The organism is Streptacidiphilus anmyonensis (assembly GCF_000787855.1).
Classification (GTDB): Bacteria; Actinomycetota; Actinomycetes; order Streptomycetales; family Streptomycetaceae; genus Streptacidiphilus; species Streptacidiphilus anmyonensis.
In genome coordinates this window covers 1-23,791 of the sequence record NZ_BBPQ01000007.1, presented here as the reverse complement: position 1 = coordinate 23,791, position 23,791 = coordinate 1, and the positions used below count along the sequence as shown (strand labels likewise).

At 73.1% G+C, this 23,791-nt stretch carries 16 protein-coding genes and 2 pseudogenes; 6 read left to right on the top strand and 12 right to left on the bottom strand.

Annotation, left to right across the window (positions count from 1 at the left end; genetic code table 11):
* Positions 1-5 precede the first annotated feature (5 nt).
* Both TR50_RS09855 and TR50_RS09850 read right to left on the bottom strand, forming a co-directional pair.
* Positions 6-767, bottom strand: a complete 762-nt coding sequence (locus TR50_RS09855; RefSeq protein ID WP_042417882.1) for an SDR family NAD(P)-dependent oxidoreductase — start codon at positions 765-767, stop codon at positions 6-8.
* Positions 768-800: 33 nt separating this feature from the next.
* On the bottom strand, positions 801-1,481 hold the full coding sequence (locus TR50_RS09850; protein ID WP_042417879.1) for an SDR family NAD(P)-dependent oxidoreductase: 681 nt from the start codon (positions 1,479-1,481) through the stop codon (positions 801-803).
* A 95-nt stretch (positions 1,482-1,576) separates the two neighbouring features.
* Between TR50_RS09850 and TR50_RS09845 the strand changes: the two genes are divergently transcribed.
* The 4 genes from TR50_RS09845 to TR50_RS46635 all read left to right on the top strand — a co-directional run bounded on the left by TR50_RS09845 (position 1,577) and on the right by TR50_RS46635 (position 5,542).
* Positions 1,577-3,826 carry a winged helix-turn-helix domain-containing protein gene (locus TR50_RS09845; protein ID WP_052440890.1) on the top strand — a complete coding sequence of 750 codons (2,250 nt, stop codon included), beginning with the start codon at positions 1,577-1,579 and terminating at the stop codon, positions 3,824-3,826.
* A gap of 82 nt (positions 3,827-3,908) precedes the next feature.
* A complete protein-coding gene (locus TR50_RS09840; protein WP_042417874.1) occupies positions 3,909-4,127 on the top strand; it encodes a DUF8691 family protein in 219 nt (72 codons plus the stop codon).
* Between the two features lie 80 nt (positions 4,128-4,207).
* Positions 4,208-5,281, top strand: coding sequence for an MBL fold metallo-hydrolase (locus TR50_RS09835; RefSeq protein WP_042417872.1), 1,074 nt, complete (start codon positions 4,208-4,210; stop codon positions 5,279-5,281).
* Between the two features lie 120 nt (positions 5,282-5,401).
* On the top strand, positions 5,402-5,542 hold the full coding sequence (locus tag TR50_RS46635; protein ID WP_160311100.1) for a hypothetical protein: 141 nt from the start codon (positions 5,402-5,404) through the stop codon (positions 5,540-5,542).
* A 72-nt stretch (positions 5,543-5,614) separates the two neighbouring features.
* Here TR50_RS46635 and TR50_RS09830 read toward each other — a convergent pair whose 3' ends face one another.
* Genes TR50_RS09830 through TR50_RS09820 form a run of 3 tightly spaced genes read right to left on the bottom strand, consistent with a single transcriptional unit; the run spans position 5,615 to position 13,599 of the window.
* Positions 5,615-5,878: a hypothetical protein gene (locus TR50_RS09830; protein WP_042417868.1), complete on the bottom strand. Its 264-nt coding sequence runs from the start codon at positions 5,876-5,878 to the stop codon at positions 5,615-5,617.
* A gap of 58 nt (positions 5,879-5,936) precedes the next feature.
* Positions 5,937-10,379 (bottom strand): amino acid adenylation domain-containing protein, encoded by a 4,443-nt coding sequence (locus TR50_RS09825; RefSeq protein WP_084700030.1) that lies wholly within the window; start codon positions 10,377-10,379, stop codon positions 5,937-5,939.
* A gap of 46 nt (positions 10,380-10,425) precedes the next feature.
* Positions 10,426-13,599, bottom strand: a complete 3,174-nt coding sequence (locus TR50_RS09820; RefSeq protein ID WP_152648335.1) for a putative bifunctional diguanylate cyclase/phosphodiesterase — start codon at positions 13,597-13,599, stop codon at positions 10,426-10,428.
* A gap of 406 nt (positions 13,600-14,005) precedes the next feature.
* Here TR50_RS09820 and TR50_RS48605 point away from each other — a divergent pair.
* Positions 14,006-14,197: pseudogene (locus tag TR50_RS48605) on the top strand (RNA polymerase sigma factor); the annotation flags it as partial.
* Positions 14,198-14,227: 30 nt separating this feature from the next.
* Here TR50_RS48605 and TR50_RS50365 read toward each other — a convergent pair.
* From TR50_RS50365 to TR50_RS09790, 6 genes and pseudogenes are all read right to left on the bottom strand, one after another.
* Positions 14,228-14,431 (bottom strand): annotated as a pseudogene (locus TR50_RS50365) (lamin tail domain-containing protein); the annotation flags it as partial.
* A gap of 82 nt (positions 14,432-14,513) precedes the next feature.
* Positions 14,514-15,800 carry an MBL fold metallo-hydrolase gene (locus tag TR50_RS09810; RefSeq protein WP_084700029.1) on the bottom strand — a complete coding sequence of 429 codons (1,287 nt, stop codon included), beginning with the start codon at positions 15,798-15,800 and terminating at the stop codon, positions 14,514-14,516.
* Positions 15,801-15,821: 21 nt separating this feature from the next.
* Entirely contained in the window at positions 15,822-16,577 is a 756-nt protein-coding gene (locus tag TR50_RS09805) for an HAD family hydrolase (protein WP_042417861.1), read from the bottom strand.
* On the bottom strand, positions 16,570-17,448 hold the full coding sequence (locus TR50_RS09800; RefSeq protein WP_042417859.1) for a carbohydrate ABC transporter permease: 879 nt from the start codon (positions 17,446-17,448) through the stop codon (positions 16,570-16,572). Before TR50_RS09800 ends, TR50_RS09805 begins: the two co-directional genes overlap by 8 nt.
* Before the next feature lie 4 nt (positions 17,449-17,452).
* Positions 17,453-18,772 carry an extracellular solute-binding protein gene (locus tag TR50_RS09795; RefSeq protein ID WP_042417857.1) on the bottom strand — a complete coding sequence of 440 codons (1,320 nt, stop codon included), beginning with the start codon at positions 18,770-18,772 and terminating at the stop codon, positions 17,453-17,455.
* Positions 18,773-18,871: 99 nt separating this feature from the next.
* Positions 18,872-19,825: a carbohydrate ABC transporter permease gene (locus TR50_RS09790; RefSeq protein WP_052440886.1), complete on the bottom strand. Its 954-nt coding sequence runs from the start codon at positions 19,823-19,825 to the stop codon at positions 18,872-18,874.
* Between the two features lie 303 nt (positions 19,826-20,128).
* Here TR50_RS09790 and TR50_RS48600 point away from each other — a divergent pair, with 303 nt between their 5' ends.
* The gene (locus TR50_RS48600; protein ID WP_052440885.1) at positions 20,129-21,880 is read left to right on the top strand and encodes an Ig domain-containing protein; all 1,752 of its coding nucleotides are present in this window, start codon (positions 20,129-20,131) and stop codon (positions 21,878-21,880) included.
* Positions 21,881-21,979: 99 nt separating this feature from the next.
* Here the strand turns inward: TR50_RS48600 and TR50_RS09780 are convergent, their stop codons facing one another.
* On the bottom strand, positions 21,980-23,497 hold the full coding sequence (locus tag TR50_RS09780) for an ATP-binding SpoIIE family protein phosphatase (protein ID WP_269084785.1): 1,518 nt from the start codon (positions 23,495-23,497) through the stop codon (positions 21,980-21,982).
* Positions 23,498-23,791: the final 294 nt, after the last annotated feature.

The following is a 23,791-nucleotide window of genomic DNA, read 5'->3' as shown; positions in this document are numbered from 1 at the left end:
GTCCGTCACCAGACCTTCATGCCGCCGTCGACGACGAGGTCGACGCCGGTGACGTAGGAGCTCTCGTCGCAGGCGAGGAAGAGAGCGACGTTCGCCACCTCCTCGGGGCGGCCGAAGCGCCCGAGGAGGGTCCGCTCGCTCATCCGGCGGGCCCACTCGCCGTCGGCCAGGTCCCCCCGGGTGGCGTTGCTCTCGATCAGGCCGGGCGAGATCGAGTTGACGCGGATGCCGTGGTCGCCGCCCTCCAGGGCGAGCTGACGGGTCATCCCGATGACCGCGGCCTTGTTCGTGGTGTGGGACAGCGACGGGATCAGCTTGAAGCTGAGGGAGCCGTTCAGGGACGCCATGTTCACCACCACGCCACGGCTGGCCTTCAGCTGCGGCCAGGCGGCGCGGGTGAGGTAGAAGACCAGGTCGACCTCGTCCCGGCGGGCGCCGTCCCAGTCCTCGTCGGTGACGTCCTCGATCCAGGCGAAGCGGTTGCGGGCCGCGAGGTTGAACAGCACGTCGATCCGGCCGAACTCGCGTACCGCGAAGTCGACGAGCCGCGCGCACTGCGCCGGGTCGGACAGGACGCACGGCTGGAGCGACACCATCGCACCGCCCGCGGCGCGGACCAGCTCGACCGTCTCCTGGGCCGAGTCGACCGCCACGTCGCATCCGACGACCAGACCGCCCTCGCGGGCGAACGCCAGTGCCGAGGCGCGGCCCATGCTCCCGCCGGTGCCGGTGATCACGCAGACCTTTCCGGCCAGACGACCCGTCATCCCACGGTCTCCCTTCCCCTCAGGCCCCGTGCCTCAGGCTCCGTAGGCGGGCAGGATCGCGCCGCTGACGGGCGCGGAGGCGTCGCCGGCCAGGAAGGCGATCAGCTCGGCGACCGACTCCGGCGTCACGGCGTGCTCCAGCGCGTCCGCGGGGAGGAAGGCCCGGTTCCTCGGGGTGTCGATCAGTTGCGGGGCGACCGCGTTCACCCGGATGCCCGCGGGACGCAGCTCCAGATCCAGGACCCGGACCAGATGGCTCAGCGCGGCCTTGCTGAGGGAGTAGGCGGCCATGCCCGCGGTCGGTTCGGCCGCCGGGCGGGCCGAGACGTGGACGACGGAGCCGGAGCCGCGTTCGCGCATGAAGGGCGCGACGGCCTGGGTCAGCCAGAGCGCGGAGCCCAGGTTGACGTCCATCATCAGGCGCAGTTGGTCGGGCGTCGCCGAGAGCGCGTCGCCGAGGACGAACGCGCCGATCGTGTTCACCAGCACGTCGGGCGCGCCGACCTCGGCGGCGATCCGGTCGACGAGCCCCTTCGGGACCGCCGGATCGGTCACGTCACCGGGCACCCGGTGGACGCCCTCGGGCAGTTCGCCGAGACCGTCCGCGTTGCGGTCGATCCCCACCACGGTGAAGCCGGCGTCGGCCAGCCTCACCGCGACGGCGCGGCCGAGCACGCCGCCTGCTCCGGCCACCAGGGCCACTCGATCACTCATCGTCCGGCTCCGTTCCTCGCTGCGGTTCCTCGCTGCGGTTCCTCGCCGCGCGTCCCCGTCACGGGACGCGCGGTGCCAGACTCGTCCGCAGGCAGGTGAGCGTTGCCGTCCTGGCGACCCGGAGGGACCTGCCGCTGCGGCTGCACCAGCTGCGCTTGGCCGGAGGGCTGACCGAGCTGCGGGCGGCGGACCTGCGCTTCAGCCTGGAGGAGACCCGCGCGCTGCTCACCGCCGAGGGGATCGCCCTCTCGGACGGCGCCGTGGCGCGGCTCCACGAGCGCACCGAGGGCTGGGCCGCGGGCCTGCGGCTGGCGGTGCTCTCGCTGGCGGGCCACCCGGACCCGGAGGGCTTCGTCGCCCAGTTCGGCGGCAGCAGCCGTACCGTCGCGGAGTACCTGGTGGCGGAGATGCTGGAACGGCAGCCGCAGGACGTGCAGGACCTGCTGCTGCGGACCTCCGTGCTGCAACGCGTCAACGGCGAGCTGGCCGACCTGCTGACCGGGCGTCCCGGCTCCGAGGGCATCCTGCTCGACCTGGAGGACGCCAACGCGTTCGTCGTCTCCCTCGATCCGGAGCGGACCTGGTTCCGCTACCACCACCTCCTGGCCGACCTGCTCCGGCTGGAGCTGCGCCGCCTCCTGCCCGACGAGCTGCCGGGCCTGCACCGCAAGGCCGCCGCCTGGTTCGCCGACCGGGGCATGACCGTCCCGGCCGTCCGGCACCTCCAGGCGGCCGTGGACTGGCCCGAGGCCGCGGTGCTCCTCGCCGACCGCTCCCTCGGCCTGATGCTCGACGGCCAGGAGGAGACCATGCAGACGCTGCTGGACGCGTTCCCCCAGCGTCCCGGCCTCGTCCAGGGTTCCGCCGCGGCCTACCCGGAGCTGGGCGTCGTGCGCGCGATGGTCGACCTGGTCCACGGCCGCCTCGACGAGGCCGCGGCCCACCTCGCCGCCGCGGACGCCTGCTCGCCGGACGCGCCCGCGCCGAGCCGGCCACGGCTGCGGACGACCGTCGCCGCGCTGCACCTGTCGCTGGCCCGACGCCGCGGGGACCTGGAGGACGTGCTGCGGTACGCGGAGTTCCTCGACTCCCCCTCGCCGTCCCCGTCTCGGTCCCCGTCACCGTCCCCGGGGGAGGCCGACGCGGACGACCCCGCGCTCGGCAGCGAGCTGCGCGTCATGGCGCTGTTGAACCTGGGCACCGTCGAGGCCTGGGCGCTGCGGACCTCCGACGGGCAGCGCCACCTCCAGGAGGGCGCCGAGCTGGCGCGCAAGATCGGCCGCCCGTATCTGGAGGTGGCGTGCCTGGCCCAGCTCGGGTTCGCCTCGAAGCTGCCCGACTTCGCCTATGCCCGCGAGCGTTGCGAGCAGGCCCTCCGTCTCGCCGAGGAGCACGGGTGGGACACGGCCCCGGTCCTCGCGCCGGCGCTGGTCACCCTGGCCTGCTCGATGGTCTTCGAGGGCCGGTTCGACCCCGCGGAGGAGATGCTGGCCCGCCTCGACGTCGCGCTGCGCGCGGACAGCGGGCCGGGCATCGGCACACTGGTCCACCTGGTCAAGGGCATGCTCCACGCGGGTCGCCGCCAAGTACCTGAGGCTGCACGGGAGTTCGCCGAGGCGCAGGCGCTCCAGTCGCGCCTTTCGCGCCCGCACGCCCTGTCCGGGTACGTGACCGGGTGGCTGGCCTCCGCCCGTGCCCGGCTCGGCGCGACCGCCGAGGCGCACACGATCCTGGACGCCGTCGACGCCGAGCTGTCCGGCTCCGCCGAGATCCACGACGCCAGGGCCGTCGCCCACCTGGCCGACGGCGACCCGGCGGCGGCGCTGGCCGCGCTCGCGCCCGTCCTCGACGCGACCGCGCCCGCGGTCCACGTCGCGAGCGTCGTCGAGGGCCATGCCCTGGCCGCGCTCGCGCACCGCGCCCGCGGGGAGCAGCAGGCGGCCGAGCAGGCCGTCGAGCGCGCCCTCGCACTCGCCGAGCCGCAGCGGCTGCTGCTGCCGTTCCTGATGTCCGACGCCGGGGACGTGCTCCGGGCGACGCCACGGCGGCGGTCGTCCCACGCCGCGCTGCTCACCGACCTGCTCGACCGCCTCCACGGCGCGGCGCCCGACGCAGGCGCGCCACCGCTGCCGACCGCCGAGGAGCTCAGCCCCACCGAGCTGCGGGTTCTGCGCTACCTGCCGACCAACCTCTCCCGGCCGGAGATCGCCGACGAGCTGTCGGTCTCGGTCAACACCGTCAACACGCACGTGCGCAACATCTACGCCAAGCTCCACGCGACCGACCGGTCCTCGGCCGTGCGCCGGGCCAGGGAACTGCACCTGCTGGCGGGCTCCGCGCGGTAGCGGTCCCCTCTCGGCAGCGTCGCGGTCGCTCACCTGATCCCGGCGATGCCGGATCACCAGCCGGAGCCCGAGCATCTCGGGTATGAGCACCGAACCAGCCCTGTACACGATCCGCGTCGACGGCCTCCTCGGCGCGACCGCCCTGTCCGCGTTCCCGACGCTGACGGCCGAGCACCGGGCCGCGCAGACCGTGCTGGTCGGATACCTGGACCGCTCGGGGCTGTACGGGGTGCTGGCGCAGTTGGAGATGCTCGGCCTCGACCTCGTCGAGCTCAGCCGCTCCTGCGACCCGCCCCGCTGACCGCTCACCGCTCACCGCGCGACCTTGCACGACCTTGCACGACCTGATCCATCGACCCGTCACGAAAGGCAGTTGAGACCATGTCCGTGCTCGATTCCGCGACCGGCCGCCGCTCGTTCCTCACCCGCTCCGCGAAGGCGGCGGCCGTCCCGGCCCTGGCCGCGGCGCTCGGCGGTGTCCTCGCCGCCCCCTCCCCCGCCTCGGCGGCGACGACCGACCTCCCGGACTACGCCCCGATCCCGCCCGGCGCACTCGGCCCGGCCGTCAACGAGCAGGGCTACTACGTCGGACGGGTCGAGCGGAACCTCTACTGGGTCACCGACGGCACCTACCAGGCCGCTTTCCTCGCCACCGAGGACGGTGTCGTGCTCTTCGACGCGCCCCCGACCATCGGCCACAACCTCCAGCGCGCGATCGACGAGATCGCGGCGGCGAACGGGGTGTCGAACAAGGTGACCCACCTCGTCTACTCCCACCACCACGCCGACCACCTCGGCGGCTCGTTCCTCTTCGGCTCCGACGTCGAACGCATCGGCCACGTCGACACCCGCCGCCTGCTGCTGCGCGACGACGACCCGGCCCGGCCCGTCCCGGACACCACCTTCACCGACCGCAGGACGCTGCACGTCGGCGGGGAGCGCGTCGAGCTGGCCCATCTGGGCACCAACCACACGCCCGACAACATCTACATCCACTTCCCCGACCACGACACGCTGATGCTGGTCGACGTCAACCTGCCCGGCTGGGTCCCCTTCGACAGCTTCAACCTCAACGAGGACGTCCCCGGCTCCGTGGCCGCCCCGGACAAGGCCCTCGCCTACCCGTGGAGCCACTACATCGGCGGGCACATGGGGCGGCTCGGCACCCGCGCGGACATGACGCTCTACCAGCAGTACGTCGCGGACCTGATCACCGGGGTGAAGGCGGCGCTCGTCGACGTCGACCCCGCCCCGTTCTTCGCCAAGTACGGCGACAACGAGTGGGCGGCGGTCAAGGAGTACCAGGCGGCGCAGACCAAATACGCCGCCGATCCGGTCGTGAGGAAGTACACCGGGGTGCTGGCAGCCGCCGACGTCTACACCGAGAGCACCGCGTTCGTGCTGCTCGAGTCCGTCCGTCTCGACCTCGGCATCGGCTCCCAGGTGCACGCCTGAGCGGGCGGCCTCCCCGGCGACGGTGGGTGACCCACCCGATCGGACGCTTCGACGCGCAGCGCTTCGCCGCCGCTGCTGTGCTGGGCTGGCGCCCGTGAACCAAAAGCGAAGGAGTGCGCCATGCCGAACAGCGGCATCAACGAACCCGACCAGGACGGCTACGACGACCTCGCCATGGTCGACGACGACCCCGACGCGGAGCCCGACTGGTCGGACGAGGAGTTCCTCGACGACCTGGACGCCGTGCTGACGGACGAATAGCCACGGGCGGACGGACGTCCGCGAGCCCGCGCCGAGACGGTCCCGCTGCCCGCGACGGGCAGCGGGGCCGTCTCACTCCCGCGCGACGGAGCGCACCGCCCACGTGCGGGACATGAAGCCGCCCTGGAGGTGGACCACCTCCGTGGCGACGGCGCCGGGGGCGTCGAGCGCGGAGTCGACCAGGACGGCGTCGACCGTGTGGCCCTCGTTCTCCAGCAGCGTGCGCAGGTAGTCACCGGGCGCGGAGCGGAGCGCCGCCCGCTCGCCCTCGTCGAGGTCGAGGCGGTACACCTCGACGCGGTGGGCTGCTGCCCGGGTACGGGTGATGCGCGCCATGGGACGGCGTCCTTCCAGGTCAGGGCCCCCTACCTGCACCACACTAGGTCGGCGCAGGTCAGCGCGCAGGACGGACCGGCCGAACAGGGCAACGCCCGCCCCGGCCCCGGGTGAGCCGTCGGGCTTCCTCGGCGGCGGTCGGCAGGGGCCGGTCGCCGTCCGGACGGGGCTGCTCGGCTCGCCCGAGCAGCGACAGATAGTCCTGACGCGGCGTCAGTATCGCTCCCATGGCCCGCACGTGGGGGCTGTCGCGTTGGGCGTCCAGGAACTCGCCGCCCGCCTCGGCGAAGCGGAGGGCGAGGTCGGCCACCGCGACCAGGCCGGAGCCGGGGCGTGTCCCGAACATCGAGTCCATGCTGAGGACCCGGCCGACGCGCACGCCGAACACCCCGCCGATCAGCTGGTCGCCCTCCCACACCTCGGCGCTGTGGGCCTGGCCCGTTGCGTGCAGCGCGAGCAGACAGCGCATCAGCTCGTCGGTGAGCCACCGGGGTCGGCGTCCCACCCGGCAGGCGTGCAGGACCTCCGCGAAGGCCCGGTCCGCGCTGGTGGTCCAGCGGACCCGGCGGTCCAGGCGGCGGACGAGGCTGCGGCTGAGGTGGACGTCGGCGACCGGGATCACCGGTCGGGGGTCCGGAGACCACCAGGCGAGGGCCCAGGGGTCGCCCGACCCGACCACGGGAATCCGCCCGGAGTGCACCTCCGCGCCGTACAGGGACATCGCCGTCCCGCGGGCGCGGTCGTCCGCGGCGGGCATCGGGTAGGCGCCCGCGGCGTAGGCGGCGCCCACCTCGTCGGGGGTGAGGCTGCCGCCGAAGGCCACCGGGGCGTCCGCCGGAGCGTGGGCGAGGTCCAGCCGCGCCCAGGACGTGCGGCGCGGCTCCGCCGGGCGCGGGGCCGTGTCCTGCGCGGGTGAGAGATAGCCGTCGCGTTCGAGGCTGTCCACGTAGCGGCCGAGCATCTCCAGGTCCACCGGGGGGATAAGCACGCCGCTGCCGGCCAGGGCGCGCTCCGCGTGGTCGCGGCGGAAGCGCGGGAAGACGCTCTGCAGGTACATCTCGCTGACGCTCATGTCGGCGTGGTTGCAGCGGTCGACGAAGAGCGGCACGAACGGGCTGACCGGGTGGGCCGGATGCTCGGCCGCGAACCGGATCAGCGCGCTCACCCACTCCTGGTACGGGATCTCGCGGACCGCGAAGCCGCGCCCGCGCAGACTGTCGGCCAGCACGTCCACCAGCGCGGGGCGGGGATTGGTCAGATGGTAGACGCCACCGCCGGGGGCGGTGGCGGAGGGGCCGACGGTGGAGATGTGGCGTACCGCCTGCGCGAAGCAGTCGGCCGGCAGGAGGTCAAGCGGCAGGTCGACGGCGGGGCATAGACCGGAGTCGGCGAGGAACTTGACGAGGGCGCAGATCTCCGTGCCGGTGTTGAGGACACCCGTGGCCAGCGAGCCGGTGACGTCCTGGAGCCGGTACACGCTGACCGGGACGCCCGCCTCGGCCGCGTGACGCAGCATCAGCTCCGCCACCCACTTGGACTCGACGTAGCCGACCGAGAGGTAGTCGGCGTGGGCGAGGGGCGTCCGCTCGGTGACCGCGCGCACGCCCGCGGCGCCGTACCCGGCCATGACGGCCAGGCTGGAGGTGTAGTGGAGCGGCACGGACCTGGGGGCGGCCAGCTCCACGAGCGCGCGCACGGACTCGACGTTGGCGGCGCGCAGGGCCTGGTAGGGGTAGATGAAGTTGACCTGCGCGCCGAAGTGGTAGATCAGGTCGACGGTCCGCTCCAGCATGGCGGCGGTGTCGGGGGCGAGTCCCAGGCGCGGCGCGGCGAGGTCGCCGACGGTCGGCACGATGCGGTCGCGGCGCGGGTCGGCGGCGAGATCCCGGCGCAGGTAGCGCAGGTGGGCGGCGCGCAGGCGCTCGAAGGCCTGGGCCGGATCGGGGGCGCGCACCAGGCAGTGGATCCGGGCCTGGGTGTGCTCCAGGAGTTCGCCCAGCATGTGCGTGCCGCACAGCCCGGTCGCTCCGGTGAGCAGGATGTCCTTGGGTCGGCGGGGGTCGGGGGCGGGGTCGCCGGTGCCTGCGGCCCGCAGGCTCAGCTCCGCCTCGGCGGTGAAGTCGACCGGTGGCCGGTCGGTCCCGGTCAGCCGCCCGCGCCGGGCCAGCGTCGCCTGCTCGGCGAAGTCGGCGAGCGTGGGGTGCAGCAGGAGGGCGCGGGAGAGTTCGCGGACCTGGGTGATGTCGATGCCGAAGATGACGCGCGCCCGCGCCAGCATCTCCATGGCGAGCAGCGAGTTGCCGCCGAGGTGGAAGAAGTCGTCGTCCGGGCGGACGTGCGCGACACCCAGGATCTGCGCCCACAGATGCGCCATGACGGCGTGCGGTCGGGTCGGCGTCGCCCAGGCCGCCGGGGCGGCCCCGTCGGACCCGGCAGGCCCGGCGGATGTGGCGGCTTGCGCGGCTTCGGCGGGCGTTGCTGGTGCGGCGGGGACGGCGTCCGCCCGGGCGGACGGCTGCGGGAGCGCCGGGGCGCCGGCGGGTGGCGCGGCGGCGTGGGGCGCGGGCGGGGCCTGGAGCGCGCTCCGCGCCAGCGCCCGCCGGTCGATCTTCCCGTGCGGGGTGACCGGCAGGTGCTCCAGCGCCGTGAACGAGGCGGGCATCATGTAGCCGGGCAGGGCCCGGGCGAGCGCGCGGCGCAACTGGTCCGCCGTCCCGCTGTTCCCTCCGTTCCCTCCGTCCGCGCCGTCGCCTCCGTCCCCTCCGTCGCCTCCGTTCGCGCCGGGCGAAGTCCCAGGCGCGGGACGGTAGAAGGCGGCCAGTTGCTGCTGGTCGTGCTCGCCGCGGTGCCGCGCCACGACGGCGACGTCGTCGACGGATGGATGGGCCCGCAGGACGGCCTCGATCTCGGCGGGGTCGATGCGGTGCCCGCGGATCTTGATCTGGTCGTCGAACCGGCCGACGATCGACAGCGACCCGTCGGGAAGGAACACCCCGATGTCGCCGGTGCGGTACATCCGCGCGCCGGGGCGGTCGCCGTAGGGATCCGGCAGGAACTCCTGCGCCGTGCGGTCGGGCTGCCGCCAGATGCCCTCGGCCACATGGTCGCCGCCGATGTGGACCTGGCCCCGTTCGCCCGGCGGCACCGGCCGCAGTCGCGCGTCGAGGAGGTGGACGCGGGTGCCGGGGAGCGGACGACCCACGGGGGCCGGCGCGCCGCCGTCGGCCGTGGCGGCCCAGGCGCCGAGATCGCAGGTGGTGGAGGTGATCGTGGTCTCGGTCAGTCCGTAGGCGTTGACCAGCCGGGCTCCGGGCGCGTGCTCCAGCCAGCCGCGGCAGTCCTTCGCGCGGACGATCTCCCCGCCGACGACCACCAGCCGCACCGTGTCGAGCGGGTACCGGCCGGCCCGCAGGAGGCTGAGGAGGTGGCGGGAGTAGGCGGGCGTCAGGTCCAGGGTCGAGATGCGGTGGCGGGCCACGGCCTCCAACACCTCGCTGGGAGCCCACGGCGGCCCTCCGGTCAGCACGGTGGCGGCTCCGGTGATCAGGGGGCCGAAGATCTGCTCCAGCGAGGTGTCGAAGCTGACCGCGGCCAGGTGCAGGGCGCGGTCGCCGGGATGCCAGCCGTAGGAGGCGGCGGACGCGGCCAGGGAACCCGCCAGGGAACGGTGGGTGACCGCGATGCCCTTGGGCGCGCCGGTGGAGCCGGAGGTGTAGATGAGGTACGCGACGTCGTCCGGGTCGGGCTCGTCCGGCCGCGGCCTCTCCTCCGGCGGGACCTCCCCGGTCACCTCGTCCACCGCCACGACCGCCGTGGCCGCGGCCCCGCAGCCGGCACGGCCCGTCTCCCCGCGGCCCGTCTCCGCGTGGCCGGCCGACGCGGCGGACTCGCACATCCGCCGGTGGTCCTCCCCGGTGACCACCAGACGGGCCCGCGCGTCGCCCAGCAGGTGGGCCAGGCGGGCAGGAGGCATCTCGGGGTCGAGGGGCAGCAGCGTCGCCCCGGTGCGCAGGATCGCCAGCAGGCAGACCACCAGGTCGGCGGTGCGGTCCAGGCAGACCGCCGCCACCTCGCCCGGCCCGCAGCCGCGCTCCTGGAGCGCCGCGGCGGTCACGTCGGCACGCGTGTCCAGGGCGCCGTAGCTGAGCGCGCCGCCGGTCCACAGCAACGCCGGGGCGAGCGGCGTCCGGTGCGCCTGCGTGCGGACCAGCGCGGACACGGTCGGCACCGGGTCGCCGCGGGCCTCGGGGCCGGCGGCCCGGCCGGTCGTCGACGCGGCCGTGGTGCGCCGGTGCCCGGGACGGAGCTTGGGCCACAGGTACGGGGGGCCGGCGCGGAGCACGGCGGCGCACTCCTGGGCGGAGTCCGCGGGCTCGGGCCCGGCCGGACGCCAGCCGTCCGGGGCCGCGAGCTCCGCCGGCCAGACGCCGAACTGCCCCTGATCGTTCCGGAGCAGCAGGTACCGGCCGGGCGGTGGTGTGGGCAACGGTCGCTGTGGCATCGCCTTCCAGGGTCTTCCAGGGATTCCGGAGCCGGCAGCGGCCGGCTCAGGCGACTCCGGGTCTGAGCGCGCTGGGTTTGAAGGCGCCGGTCGGCGATTCGAGGAGCAGCTGACGGGCGGACGCCGCGTCCATCGGCTGCGCGAACAGGTAGCCCTGGCCGCGCTGGCATCCCAGCGCGATCAGCAGCTCCTGCTGGCGGGAGGTCTCCACTCCTTCGGCGATCACGGCGACGCCCAGGGTGTCGGCGAGATGCGTGATGCCTTCGACCAGCGCGTACTGCTGGGGGGACCGGCCGAGTTCGTCGATGAACGTGCGGTCGATCTTCAGAATCGAGATGGGGAACTCGCGCAGGTAGCTCAGCGAGGAGTAGCCCGTCCCGAAGTCGTCGATCGCGATGCGGATCCCGAGGTCGGTCAGGTCCTGCATCTGGGCCAGGATCCGCTCGTCGCGCCGGATGAGCAGGCTCTCCGTCAGTTCCAGGACGACCGAGGACGGGGCGATGCCCGACTGCTCCAGCGCGTGGTGCATGACGCCGAGGAAGCCGGGGTCGTGGAACTGACGCGGCGAGACGTTGATGCTGACGTACGGCCACACCGGCGCGCCGCCCGGGGCGTGCCGTTCGCGCAGCAGGCGGTGCCAGCCCACCGCCTCGGTGGTGGCCAGGTCCAGGACCCAGCCGCCGAGCGGCACGATCTGCCCGCTCTCCTCGGCCAGCGAGATGAACTGCTCGGGCATCACCACGCCGCGGGTGGAGTGCGGCCAACGCAGCAGCGCCTCGAACCCGTCCACCTTGCCGCTCGCCAGCTCCACGATGGGCTGGTAGAGGACCTGGAAGGAATCGACCTCGGCGCGGTTGAGGCTGTCCTGGAGCTCGTGGCGCTCCAGCATGCCGCTCTGGAGCGAGGGGTGGTAGTGCCGCCACTGCCGCTTGCCGGCGGTCTTGGCCTCGTACAGCGCCAGGTCCGCGTGCGTCAGCAGTTCCACCGAGTCGTAGCTGTCCTCGGTGGTGGCGATGCCGACGCTGACGTAGGCGCTCACCGGCCCGACGCTCAGCTGGAACGGCTCGCCGAACACCTCCAGCACGTGGTCGGCGAAGGCCTCCACGTCGGCGGGCGTCATCGGGTCCTCGATCAGCAGCGCGAACTCGTCGCCGCCGATGCGCGCGGCGGTGTCCGAGGCCCGGACGGTGGTGGAGAGCCGCAGCGCGAGCGCCACCAGGAGTTCGTCGCCGACCCCATGGCCCTGGACGTCGTTGACGATCTTGAAGTCGTCCACGTCGACGAAGAGCACGCCGACCACGGTGCCCTCGCGGTGGCTCTGGGCGAGCGCGTGGGACACCCGCTCCTGGAAGAGCAGCCGGTTCGCCAGGCCCGTCAGCGGGTCGTGGAAGGCACGGTGCGTCAGTTCCCGTTCGAGGTTGCGCTGTTCGGTGACATCGCGCAGGGTCAGCACCAGGCCGCCGACCGTGGGGTCCGCGCGCAGGTCGCTGCAGCGCACCTCGACCTCGACGGCGCCCTCGTCGGCCCGGCGCATCCGCCAGTGGTCGCGGCGGCTGTCGCTGTCGCGCACCCGCATCTGGGCCAGCGCGTCACGGACGATCCGGCGCTCCTGCGGCACCACCAGCTCCGGGAAGCGGGACCCCGTCAACCGGGTGGACCCCAGCACCTGGGCGGCGGACGGGCTGGCGTAGCGGACGGTGTCGTCGTCCCCGAGGATCAGGATCACGTCCGAGGCGTTCTGCACCAGGGTGCGGAAGTACGCCTCGCTCTTGCGCCTGCTGACCTCCCGACTCAGCAGGATCCGCTGCACGGCGAGCGCCGCCTGGGTCGCCAGGGTGGCCAGGCTGTCGCGGCGCGACGCCAGGCCCCACTCGTCGCTCTCGGCCAGCAGCGCGCCGAGCTCGGGTGGGTCCTTGGCCGCCCGGTCCTGGGCGGCGAGGGGGCAGACCAGCACCGGATGTCCGCCCGAGAAGTGCTCCCGCAACGGTCCGGGCAGCTCCGCGACGCGCACCTCCCTCGTGCTGCCGCTCGCGACCGCCGCCAGGTCGTCACGCGCGGCGAAGGACGGGATCACCTTGTCCTCCGGATCACCGTCCTGCGTCCTTACGCACCAGGAGCCGCGCTCGTCCCTGACCGCGAACAGGATGCTGCGCCCGTGGCCCCCGTCCAGCAGCACCCGGGCCGCGCCGGTCACGGTCAGGGCGACGTCCGCGACGGACTCGGCGTCGCCCAGGCCGGTCGCCGCCGCCCGCAGCACGCGCTCGCGCGCGAGCGCCTGACGGTGGGTCGCCGCGACGCCGGAGAGCCGGTGCAGGACGAGCAGGAACAGCACCGCCGAGAACGCCCCGATCACGCCGGCGTTGCCGTTGTCCCCCCGCGCGGCGGCGATCAGCAGCATCACCGGAGCCGTCAGCGAGGCGACGGCCAGCAGACCGAGCCGCCAGCCGTGGACGCTCTCGTGCCGCACCGCCACCGGCTCGGTCAGGGATCTCATGGACGGGTGCAGGGCGGCCGCGCCCCACGCCCCGTAGAAGACCGCCCAGCCGAGGTCCACGGGCGTGCCGGTGCGCCACACGCCGTGCAGTTGGAGCTGTGCGTAGGCGACGTCGGCCGCCAGCAGCCCGACGGTGCCGATGGTGAGCAGGACCAGGGAGAGGCTCTTGCCGCCGCGCGGGGCCAGCAGCCGCAGCAGCATCGCCAGCACCAGGATGTCCCCGAGGGGGTAGGTGATGGAGACGGCCCGCTGGAACCACGTCTGGCCCGGGGTGTGGGCGTAGGGGACGATCACGTAGACCCAGGACAGCAGAGCCAGGGCCGCGGTGAGGGTCAGCGCGTCGACCAGGCTGGCCCGGTCCTGCCGCGAGGACCGCCAGCGGATGAAGCCGAGCAGCCCCGCCGCGTACAGGACGTACGTGACAAGGTAGAACGCGTCCGCGATGGACGTGACAGGGTCCTCGTGCTCGTACTGGATCAGAACGATCTGCGCGAGCTCCCCCAGCGTGAACGTCAGGTTGGCGGCCGCCAGCAGCAGCCAGGGCAGCGGGTGGGACGGGCGGTTGCGCACCAGGCCCAGCACGATGCCCGCGACGCCGCTGAGGCCGACCGCGACGAAGATGAATCTCTGGGCCGAGAAGGCGTAGTACAGACAGACGAGCGCAGTCGTCCACACACAGAAGACGGTCACCGGGAGGTCCGGTCGCCACCTGGTAGCGGTCGTCACGGCTCCACCTCCCGCGCATGCGTGGACCAGGCGGTGTGGGGTGTGATGTGACGCGGGTGTCGCAGACAGTTGCGGCTGCGACGGTACGAGACACCACGCTATACCGTGCCGCCTCGCCCCGCACCCCGGCGAACACCCCCCGCAGGGCCGCTGACCTGGTCACACTCCGTCGCCGCCGGGCACCGGACCCGCTGTCCGGCGGCGTCCCACGCCTCCCGCCACTCGCCGGGACGTCACGCGGCGTGACATGCGAACGCTCGTGGCGCGTCCGACAAGTAGAAGGTGAGACCGCCGCCGGGCGGTCACAGAAGGAGATTCCGTGGAAACGGAGCACCGCGAGAGCGGCGAACGCGGCGGCCGGCTGAGCGGGGAGGCCCAGCTGGCGCGGTCCGCTGTCGACGCGGCGATGTTCGCGCCGCTGGTGGAGGAGCACTCCACCGCCTTGCACGGCCACCTCGCGCGCCGGGCCCCGCAGGCGGCCGACGACCTGCTCGCCGAGACCTGGCTCCAGGCCTTCTCGACCCGGCGCAGCTTCGACGCGACGCTCGGGACCGCCCGGGGCTGGCTCTTCGGCGTGGCCCGCCATGTGCTGCACGCGCACCTGCGCCGCTCGGTCGCGTCCCGGAGCCAGCCCGAGGTTGGCGCCGGTCGGCGGCAGATCGGCGGTGGGGTTCCACTCCTGAGTGGCGTTCAGCGTGGTCCCGGTGCCGCTGACGTCGTAGCGCAGCACGGACAGGCGGCTGGTGCCGGAGGAGTCGACGTTGCGCTCGGAGGAGACGTAGACGCCGCCCGTCGACCCCGCCCAGTGGGTCCCGGGGGCGGCCGATGAGCCGCCCCCGGGAGCCTTGTGACGGGCCGGCCACAGTGGAAGGGCCTCTCGCCGTCGGAGGCCCTTCCGCTGTGTGGGATCGGGGTCAGGCCCTGCGGCCGTCGAGGCGGTAGGGGGTGGCGTACTCGGGGATCACCCGGAGGGTCGGGGGCAGGGGGTGGAGGAGGTCCGGGGCCTGGGTGTGGATCGGGACCAGGACCTTGGGGGCGACGCGGTGGACGAAGGCGTGCAGGTCGTCCGCGGTGGCGTGGCCGAAGGAGCCGATGCGGCGCAGGGGGATCCCGAGAGCCGTGAGCCACTCGGTGAACAGCTGCCAGCGGGACTCGAAGGGCCCGAGCGGCTCGCCGTTCGCGTGGAGCCAGACCGTGCCCGGTCCGACCGGGAGGTCGCCGAGGTCGGCGATGCCGCTCAGGTCGCCCAGGTCCGGCTGGTAGACGAAGGCGCCCGGGTCGGCGCGCAGCGCGTCCAGGCCGACGGAGCTCCAGGACAGGGGGTCCGGCGCTCCCGCCTCGCGCAGGAACGCGGCGGTGCGGTCGCCCCACACGATGCGGCGGCCGGCCGCGGCCGCGGTCTCGACGAACTCGGTGACGCGCTCCAGGTCGCGCGGGTACAGCGCGAGCAGCAGCAGGTCGCGGCCGGCGGCGGCGAGCGCGGCGGCGAAGTCGGCGAGGACGTCGTCCTCGGTGCGCGGCGGGCCGGGCGGCAGGCCCAGGCCCAGGGCGGTGCCCTCGGTGACGAGCATGTCGCAGCCCGCGGCGCGTTCGGCGAAGTGCCAGGAGCGCTCGGGGTTGCGGCCGTGGAAGCGGATGTCGCCGGTGAACGCGAGGACGCCGTCGCCGGTGGTGACCAGGTAGCCGCTGGCCCCGGGGGTGTCGTGGTCGACGGTGATGCGCTCCACGGTCATGGGTCCGACCTGGACGGGCGTCTCGTCCGGCAGCGGCTGCCAGGCGGGGTCGCCGCCGGGGAGGCCCTCGCCGGCCGCTGACAGCGCGCTCAGCAGGGCGATCGTCGCCGGGGAGGCGTGGACCGGGATCCGCGGGTCCACGAACCCGGCCAGGCCGCAGTGGTCGATGTGGCCGTGGGTGATGAAGACCTCGGTGTCGACCCCGGTGCCGGGCCCGGCCGACCCGAGCGGGTCGCCGGCGTCCAGCTGGGCCGGGTCGTACAGGCCCGCGATGCGGGGGGCCGCGCCGACGCGGAGCCGGTGGGCGAGCTCGCGGCCCGGTCGGGCCGCGACCGGGGAGCGGAACAGGTCGGCCTCGGCGGGGATGTCCGTGCCGAAGTCCAGCAGGACCCGGTGCGAGCCCTCGCTGACGAGGATCTTGCTGGATCCGATGAGGCCGACGCCGCCCCAGAATTCCACAGTTGTCATGAGTTGATGTGTGCTCACTGTCTAGATCGGTGCGTGTGCCTGGTCGACGGTCCGGGACAGGGCCCAGGATCTGACGGCCGGCAGCAGGTCCTCGACGCGCGAGGCCGTGGCGGTGGCCGGGCCGTCGGCGCGGCCGAAGCGGTCGATGTATCCGGTGGCGGCGCCGATGGCGACCGCCGGTTCGATCTCGTTGCGGTAGTGGTCGCCGAGGGAGAACAGCTCCTCGGCGGGCCGGTCGCCGAGCGCGCGGGTCATCCAGGTCCGCAGGCCCTCGGGTTTTCCCGCCCCGGCGACGACCTGGTCGAAGGCGCCGCTCAGGCCCATGCGGTCCAGCAGCGGCGCCAGCCCCTCGGCGGGGCTGTTGGTGGCCAGCACGATCCGCACGTCACCGCGCAGTTCGGCGAACAGGGCCACCAGCGGTTCGACGACCTCCAGCGCGCAGGCGTCGTCGAGCATGTGGACCCGGCTGGCCAGGAACGCCTGTTGCGTCACCGCGTCGTCCAGCCCGAGGTCGGCGGCGAGCGCCTGCACGAGGCCCCAGCCGTCCTGCGCCTGGAGCAGCGCCCTGGCCTCGGCCGGGTCCGCGGCCGCGGCCGCGGCGGCGACGCCCTCGGCGAGGAAGCGCTCGAAGGTGTCGAGGAGGGCGGTGGACCGCGCGGCCGGCAGCGAGGCGGCGACGCGGCGCGCGTAGAAGCGCACCGGGTCGTCGCTCCGGTAGACCGTGCCGTCGAAGTCGGTGACCAGGATCGGCACGGTGGTGGAACGGTCGTCAGCCACGGACGCCTCCGGCGGCGGACAGGGCGCCCCGGATGAACTGCCGTTGCAGCACCAGGAAGAACGCCATGACGGGCAGGGTGGTGAAGGTGACCGCCGCGGCGAGCCCGGGGAAGTCGGTGCCCTCGGCGGAGGCGAAGGTGGACAGGCCCACCTCGACCGGCTGGACCGTGCTGGAGGAGTCCATGCTGCTGCTGGTCATGATCACCGGCCACAGGAAGGAGTTCCACGACCCCAGGAACACGTTGACGGCGATGATGACGAGCGCGGGGCGCACCATCGGGATGCCGATCGACCAGAGCACCCGCAGCCGGGACGCCCCGTCCAGCGCGGCGGCGTCGAGGATCTCCTGAGGGATCGCCAGGAAGAACTGGCGGACCAGGAAGATGCCGAAGACGCTGGCGCCCCAGGGGATGATCTGGATCCAGTAGGTGTTCAGCAGGTGCAGGTCACTGGCCAGGACGTAGTCCGGGATGATCAGCACGGTTCCCGGCATCATCAGCACCGAGAGCACCAGCAGCGTCAGGAACTTGCGCCCGCGGAAGCGCAGCACGCCGAAGGCGAAGCCGGCCAGCAGCGAGGTGGCCAGGCACAGCAGCACCGTGCAGGACGCGATCAGGACGGTGTTGGCGAACAGCCGCACCCAGGGCGCCGCATGCCAGGCGCGGGACCAGTTGGACCAGTCCCAGTGCGGCAGCAGCACCGGCGGGAAGTCGCTGAACTCCCCGGGCCGCCCGAGCGAGATGACGACGGTCCAGTAGAACGGGAAGACGAACGCGGCACCGATCAGCAGCGCCAGCACGCGCCGGGCGATACGCCCGGCGCGGCCGGCTCCGGTGACGGACCGGATCCCCCGTGAGGAGGAGGTGCTCATCGGTTCAGCCCTGGGCCTTCGCGGCGGTGCAGGCGGTCTGCGCGGTGTTCAGCGCGGCGGCGGGCGCCGCGCCGTTGTCCAGCACGTCCTGGAGGGCGGTGGCCTCGTAGCCCTGGCACTTGAAGATCCAGCTGTAGGGCGGAAGGGCGAAGGCCGTGTCGAGCTCGGAGACGGCGGCGGTCTCGTAGGGGTTCTTGGCGACGAAGGCCTGCATCAGCGGCAGGGCCTGCGGGGTGACCGGCAGGTAGCCGGAGGTGGAGGCCCAGCCGGCCTGCTCGGCGGGGCTGGTGATGAACTTCAGGAACGTCCAGGCGGCGGCCTTCTGGTCGGCGGTGGCGTTCTTGAAGACCACGATGTTGGTGCCGGTCAGCTCGTTGACCGGGCCGGACGGGCCGGCCGGGAGGGCGGAGATGCCGAGGTTGAACTTGCCGCCGACGGTCGCCTTCTCGAAGCCGTAGCCGGCCGCCGAGGAGATGTCGAACGCGCCCTTCTTGGCGCCGAGCGCCGTCTCGCCCGGGTAGTTCTTGCCCGTGGCCAGCGCGCCCGCGTCCTTGAGCGACTTCATGTAGGTGAGGGCCTGGACGGCGCCGGCGTCGTTCAGGTGCGGCGTGCCGTCGGCGTCGTAGAGGGTGCCGCCGTCGGACTTGTCGAGGATCTCGAACCACTGGGTGCCGAAGGCGGCGGCGGTGGCCGAGCCCGGGTCGATGGTGGAGCCGGTGACGCCGCCCTTGGAGGCGGCCTTCATCACCGAGGCGTAGTCGTCCCAGGTCTTCGGGGCGTTCTGGCCGTCGGCCTTCAGCATGTCGGCGTTGGAGAACAGGATCAGCACGCTCTTGTTGAAGGGCCACATCCAGGTCTTGCCGTCACCCAGGGCCAGGTCCTTCTGGACGCCCTTGTAGAAGGTGGACATCTCCGCGGGGGTGTCGCTGCCGGCCAGCTCGCTGATCGGGGTGAGCGCGCCGCCGGACTGGAAGTAGGAGGCCCAGCTCTCGTAGGCCTGGCCCAGGGTCGGCGCGTTGCCGGCCTGCACCTCGGCCTTCTCCTTGGTGTACATCGTCGCGTAGTCCGGGTCGCCCTGGAGCTTGACGGTGATGTTCGGGTACTTGGCCTGGAAGTCGGAGACCAGCTTCTCCATGGCCGGCTTGAGGGTGCCGATGGTCATGGCCTCCTCGAAGGTGATGGTGACCGGCTTGGTGGGGACGGCCAGCTCCTGACCGGAGGCCGTGGCCGCGCCCGTGGTCGTGGCGGCGGGCGTACCGCCGCCGGCGCAGGCGGAGAGGCTGAGGGCCGCGGCTGCGGCGACGGCGGCGATGCGGTAACGCATGGTTGTTCCGTTCCTGTCGTGTCTGGTGCTGTCGTGTGGTGCGGACGGTGAGGGTGACGACGGTGCAGGTGACGCCGGTGAGGGTGCCGTCGGTGCGGGTCAGGCGAGGGCGGAGTCCGCCCCGGCGGCGGTGCGGCGCCGGACGAGGGTGAAGAAGACGGTGACGGCGAAGAGGACCACGGCGAGTGCCGCGCCGTAGCCGGTGTCGCTGAGGACGAACGCCTCCTGGTAGACCAGGTAGCTGAGGGTGGTCGTGGCGTAGACCGGGCCGCCGTCGGAGAGCTGGTAGAACTGCGTGAACGCCTGGAGCGAGGTGATCGCCGTGATCGCGACGACGAAGACGGTGACCGGCCGCAGCTGGTGCCAGGTGATGTGCCAGAACTCCTGCCAGGCCGAGCAGCCGTCCATGCGCGCGGCCTCGCTGAGCTCGTTCGGCAGCACGGCGAGCCCGCCGAGGAACACGACTGTGGTGAACCCGACCTCGTGCCACAGGCTGTAGACGATCACGGCGGGCATCGCCGAGGTCGAGGACTGGAGCCACTGCGACGTCGGCAGGTGCAGCGTGTGCAGCATCCAGTCGGCCAGGCCGAAGCGGGGGTTGAAGATCCAGACCCAGATCATCGAGGTCGCGATCATCGGCGTGGCGTGCGGCAGGAACAGCGCCACGCGCGACGCGTTGAGCAGCGCCCCGCCGCGCTGGAGCAGCAGGGCCAGCGCCAGCGAGAGCGCGGTCCCGCCGATCACCATCGCCGCGCTGAAGTACAGCGAGTGCCACAGGCTGGACAGGAAGGTCGGCTGCGTGGCGTCGAACAGCCGCTGGTAGTTGCCCAGCCCCCGGTAGACGGACATGGCCGGGTTGAGGGCGTTCCACTTCCACAGCGACACGTAGAAGGTGTAGCCGGTCGGCACGATGACGAAGGCGGAGAAGATCAGCACCGCGGGGGCGGAGTAGGCCCAGCCCCAACGGGTGGTGCGGAAGTCTCGGGCGGGAGCCCGGCGGCGTGTGCGGCCTTCGGTCACGAGGGCCGGCCGGGCCGTGGTCGTTGCGGTCACGGCGGGAACTGTCGCGACCGAAGGTGTCGTGAAAACAAACGATCGGCGACAACTCGGCGACGGTGGGTGCTACATTCCACGGCATCAGATATCCTGTAATGTTCGGCACTTCTACAAGTCGGCACCCGTGCGCCGCCTCTGCGCCGATATTCCGGCATCTCGCGTTCATGTAGTGGACATGCCATTTGACTGGCTCGCCCTCCCCGCCTGGCCCGATGCTCGTGGCAACCGCCGCCTACGCGCGTAGCGGTCCATCGAGCGCCGTCGCGCCACAAGCGGGAACGGCAGTCAGGAGATTGACGCATGCTCACAAGAATCCCGAGCGGCAGGAGCGGCCTCCTCGCCGCCGGCGCCGTCCTCGCCACGGCCCTGGCGGTCACCGCCGCGCCCGGCGCGGTCGCCGCCCCCGCCGCCGCGTCAGCGGCCCCTCAGGCAGCGGCCGCGTCGACGGTCCATCACATCCTGTTCGACGACAGCAAGTCCGAGACGGCGGGCAACTCGGACTGGATCATCAGCACGAGCATGCCCGACCCGCTCCAGCAGAACGCGAACCCGCAGACCGAGACGGACTGGACCGGGGCCATCTCCGCCTGGGGCGTCGCCCTGCAGAAGACCGGCGGCTACAGCCTGGACACCCTGCCCCCGGGCGACACCATCACCTACGGGGACACCAGCAACCCGCTGGACCTGTCGCACTTCGACACCTTCGTCCTGCCCGAGCCGCAGGACCAGCTCTCCACCGCCGAGAAGGCCGCGGTGATGCACTACGTGCAGAACGGCGGCGGGCTGTTCCTGGTGGTCGACCACACCGGCAGCGACCGCAACAACAACGGCTGGGACTCCCCCGCCATCGTCAACGACCTGCTGACGAACAACGGCGTCGACAACACCGACCCGTTCGGCTTCAGCGTCGACCTGAAGAACATCGTCAGCGACGCCCCGAGGGCGATCAGCGACGCCGCCGACCCGGTCCTGCACGGCTCCTTCGGCGACGTCACCGGCAGCGTCATCTACAACGGCACCACCGAGACGCTGCACCCCGCCGACAACCCGAACGTGAAGGGCCTGGTCTACACGACCGGCTCGACCCCCGGCGGCGCCAGCGGCGCGTTCTTCACCACCAGCACCTTCGGCAGCGGCCGCGTCGCGATCTGGGGCGACAGCTCCGCCATCGACGACGGCACCGGCGAGCCGGGCCACACCGTCGAGGACGGCTGGGACGACCCCAAGGGCACCGACGCCGCGCTCGCCCTGAACGCCACCGCCTGGCTCGCCTCCGGCAGCGGCGGCGGCTCCACCGGCAACACCGTCACCGTGGCGAACCCGGGCAACCAGACGGGCACCGTCGGCACCGCGGCCTCGCTCCAGGTCAGCGGCTCCGACTCGGCGGGTGCGGGCCTGACCTACACCGCGACCGGCCTCCCGGCGGGCCTGGGCATCTCCGCCACCGGCCTGATCTCCGGCACCCCCACCTCGGCCGGCACCTCCAACGTGACGGTCACGGCGACGGACTCCACCGGCGCGTCCGGCTCCACGTCGTTCACCTGGACCGTCAACTCCGCCGGCGGGGGCGGTGGCTGCACCTCGGCGCAGCTGCTCGGCAACCCGGGCTTCGAGACCGGCAGCGCCGCCCCGTGGACCGCGAGCTCCAGCGTGGTGAACGACAGCAGCAACGAGCCCGCCCGCTCCGGCAGCTGGGACGCCTGGCTGGACGGCTACGGCACCACCCACACCGACACGCTCGCCCAGAGCGTCACCGTCCCGGCGGGCTGCGCCAACACCGCGCTCTCCTTCTGGCTGCACATCGACACCGCCGAGACCAGCACCACCACCGCCTACGACACCCTCAAGGTGCAGGTGCTGAACGCCTCGGGCACGGTTCTGGGCACCCTGGCGACCTACTCCAACCTGAACCACAACACCGGCTACACCCAGCACACCCTCAGCCTGGCCCCGTACGCCGGCCAGACCGTCACCCTCAAGTTCACCGGCGCCGAGGACAAGGTCGACCAGACCTCCTTCGTCCTCGACGACACCGCGGTGACCACCGGCTGACCACGGCCGACCACGGCCGACCACCGCTGGGCGGCCTGAGGGCCCGGACGGACGGCACCGCGCCGTCCGTCCGGGCCCTCCCGTCCGACGACCCGTCCGTCAGTGGCACGCGACCGCTTCGGCGCACTGGAGGGAGAGCCAGACCGACTTGCCCTCGGCCGTCGCCCTCGTTCCCCAGCGGTCGGCGAGCGAGTCGACCAGGCGCAGACCCCGCCCCGACTCCTCCGCCTCCTTCGCGTGGCGCGCCCGCGGCAGGAACGGGCTGCCGTCGGTGACCTCCAGCCCCAACTCGCCGTCCGCGAGGCGCAGCCGGACCCGGATCGGCCCACAGGCGTGCCGGACCGCGTTGGTGACCAGCTCGGAGCAGAGCAGTTCCGCCACGTCGACGACGTCGGGCGGGCAGGACCAGCCGGCCAGGGCACGCCGCAGGAAGGACCGGGCCGCTCCCGGCGCCGTCGGGTCGGCCGGGAGGTCCGCCGACTGCGCGGCGCGGGCGGGTTCGGGGATGCGGGCGAGCAGCAGGGTCACGTCGTCGCCGTAGTCGTCCGGGGCCGGCAGCAGCGCGGTCAGGATCTCGTCGGCCGCCCGCTCCAGGTCGTCGCCCCGGGCCAGGAGCTTCTCCAGGCTGCGGGCCAGGCCGTCGATGGCGGCCTGGAGGTCCCCGAACGGCGTCTCCACCAGCCCGTCGGTGTAGAGGGCGAGCACGGAACCGGCCGGGACGGGCAGGGTCACCTGGAGGTGCGGCACCTCGCCCACCCCGAGCGGGACGCTGACCGGGACCTCCAGGATCCGGGCGTCCGCCTCCGGCTCCAGCAGCAGGACCGGCAGGTGTCCGGCCGAACAGAGGGTCAGCTCCCCCGCGTCGACGTCGAGGACGAGATAGCAGCAGGTGACCAGCTGGTCCGGCAGCTCCGCGACGACGGCGTCGAGCGCCTGCATCAGCTGCCACGGCGCCATCCCGGTCTTGGCCAGGGCGTGGGCGGCGGACCGCAGTTGGCCCATGACCGCGGCGGCCTCCAGGCCGCGGCCCATCACGTCCCCGATGAGGATGCCGACGCGGCCCGCGCCCAGCGGCACCAGGTCGAACCAGTCGCCGCCGACGCCCGCGCCCTGCCGGGCCGGCAGCCACCGCGCCGCGGTGACCACCCCGGGCACCGGCGGCGGCGAGCCCATCAGGCTCCGCTGCAGGGTGAGCGCGACATGGCGCTGCTGCTCGTAGAGGCCGGCCAGGGCCGCCTCGACGGCCTTGCGGTCGCTGACGTCGCGGATCGCGGCGGACAGCAGCGTGCCGTCGGCGGTCTCCAGCGGGCTCAGGCTGATCTCGACCGGGAACTCGTCCCCGGTCTTCCGCAGGCCGAAAAGGTCCAGGCCCGCCCCCATGGGGCGGACCCGGCGGTCGGCGACGTAACGGCGGCGATGGCCGGTGTGGGCCCGGCGGAACCGCTCGGGGACCAGCACCTCCACCGGCGCGCCCAGCAACTCCTCGCGACGGTAGCCGAACAGCGCCTCGGTCTGCGCGTTGACCAGGGCGATCCGGCCCTCCCGGTCACAGATGACCATGGCGTCGGGCGCTGCCTCCAGCAGCGCCCGGAAGGTCTTCTCCGTTGTCGTCCCCACGGTGCCGCCTTCTGCGTTGAACCAGATCCCGGATGACCGAGCGGCCATTTGAGCACGACGCGGATCCGCATATGCCGAGGTGTCGGATATTGTCCGCAACCCGCCGGTCACTGACCGACGCGGCCTGTTCCTCGATCCTTCGCAGAGGAAACGGGGCGCGCCCGGTGCAGGGGTGGACGCCTCCCAGAGCGGGAACGCGGTGGCGTCGGAGGTCCTGGGCACACGACGGCGGGCACGAACGCACGCTCGTGCCCGCCGTCGTGTGCCGCACCGCCGCGTTGCCGTGGATCAGCG

Coding starts and splice junctions, on each gene's coding strand:
- TR50_RS09855 (WP_042417882.1), bottom strand. CDS start 767: ATGACGGGTCGTCTGGCCGGAAAGGTCTGCGTGATCACCGGCACCGGC.
- TR50_RS09850 (WP_042417879.1), bottom strand. CDS start 1,481: ATGAGTGATCGAGTGGCCCTGGTGGCCGGAGCAGGCGGCGTGCTCGGC.
- TR50_RS09840 (WP_042417874.1), top strand. CDS start 3,909: ATGAGCACCGAACCAGCCCTGTACACGATCCGCGTCGACGGCCTCCTC.
- TR50_RS09835 (WP_042417872.1), top strand. CDS start 4,208: ATGTCCGTGCTCGATTCCGCGACCGGCCGCCGCTCGTTCCTCACCCGC.
- TR50_RS46635 (WP_160311100.1), top strand. CDS start 5,402: ATGCCGAACAGCGGCATCAACGAACCCGACCAGGACGGCTACGACGAC.
- TR50_RS09830 (WP_042417868.1), bottom strand. CDS start 5,878: ATGGCGCGCATCACCCGTACCCGGGCAGCAGCCCACCGCGTCGAGGTG.
- TR50_RS09825 (WP_084700030.1), bottom strand. CDS start 10,379: ATGCCACAGCGACCGTTGCCCACACCACCGCCCGGCCGGTACCTGCTG.
- TR50_RS09810 (WP_084700029.1), bottom strand. CDS start 15,800: ATGACAACTGTGGAATTCTGGGGCGGCGTCGGCCTCATCGGATCCAGC.
- TR50_RS09800 (WP_042417859.1), bottom strand. CDS start 17,448: ATGAGCACCTCCTCCTCACGGGGGATCCGGTCCGTCACCGGAGCCGGC.
- TR50_RS09795 (WP_042417857.1), bottom strand. CDS start 18,772: ATGCGTTACCGCATCGCCGCCGTCGCCGCAGCCGCGGCCCTCAGCCTC.
- TR50_RS48600 (WP_052440885.1), top strand. CDS start 20,129: ATGCTCACAAGAATCCCGAGCGGCAGGAGCGGCCTCCTCGCCGCCGGC.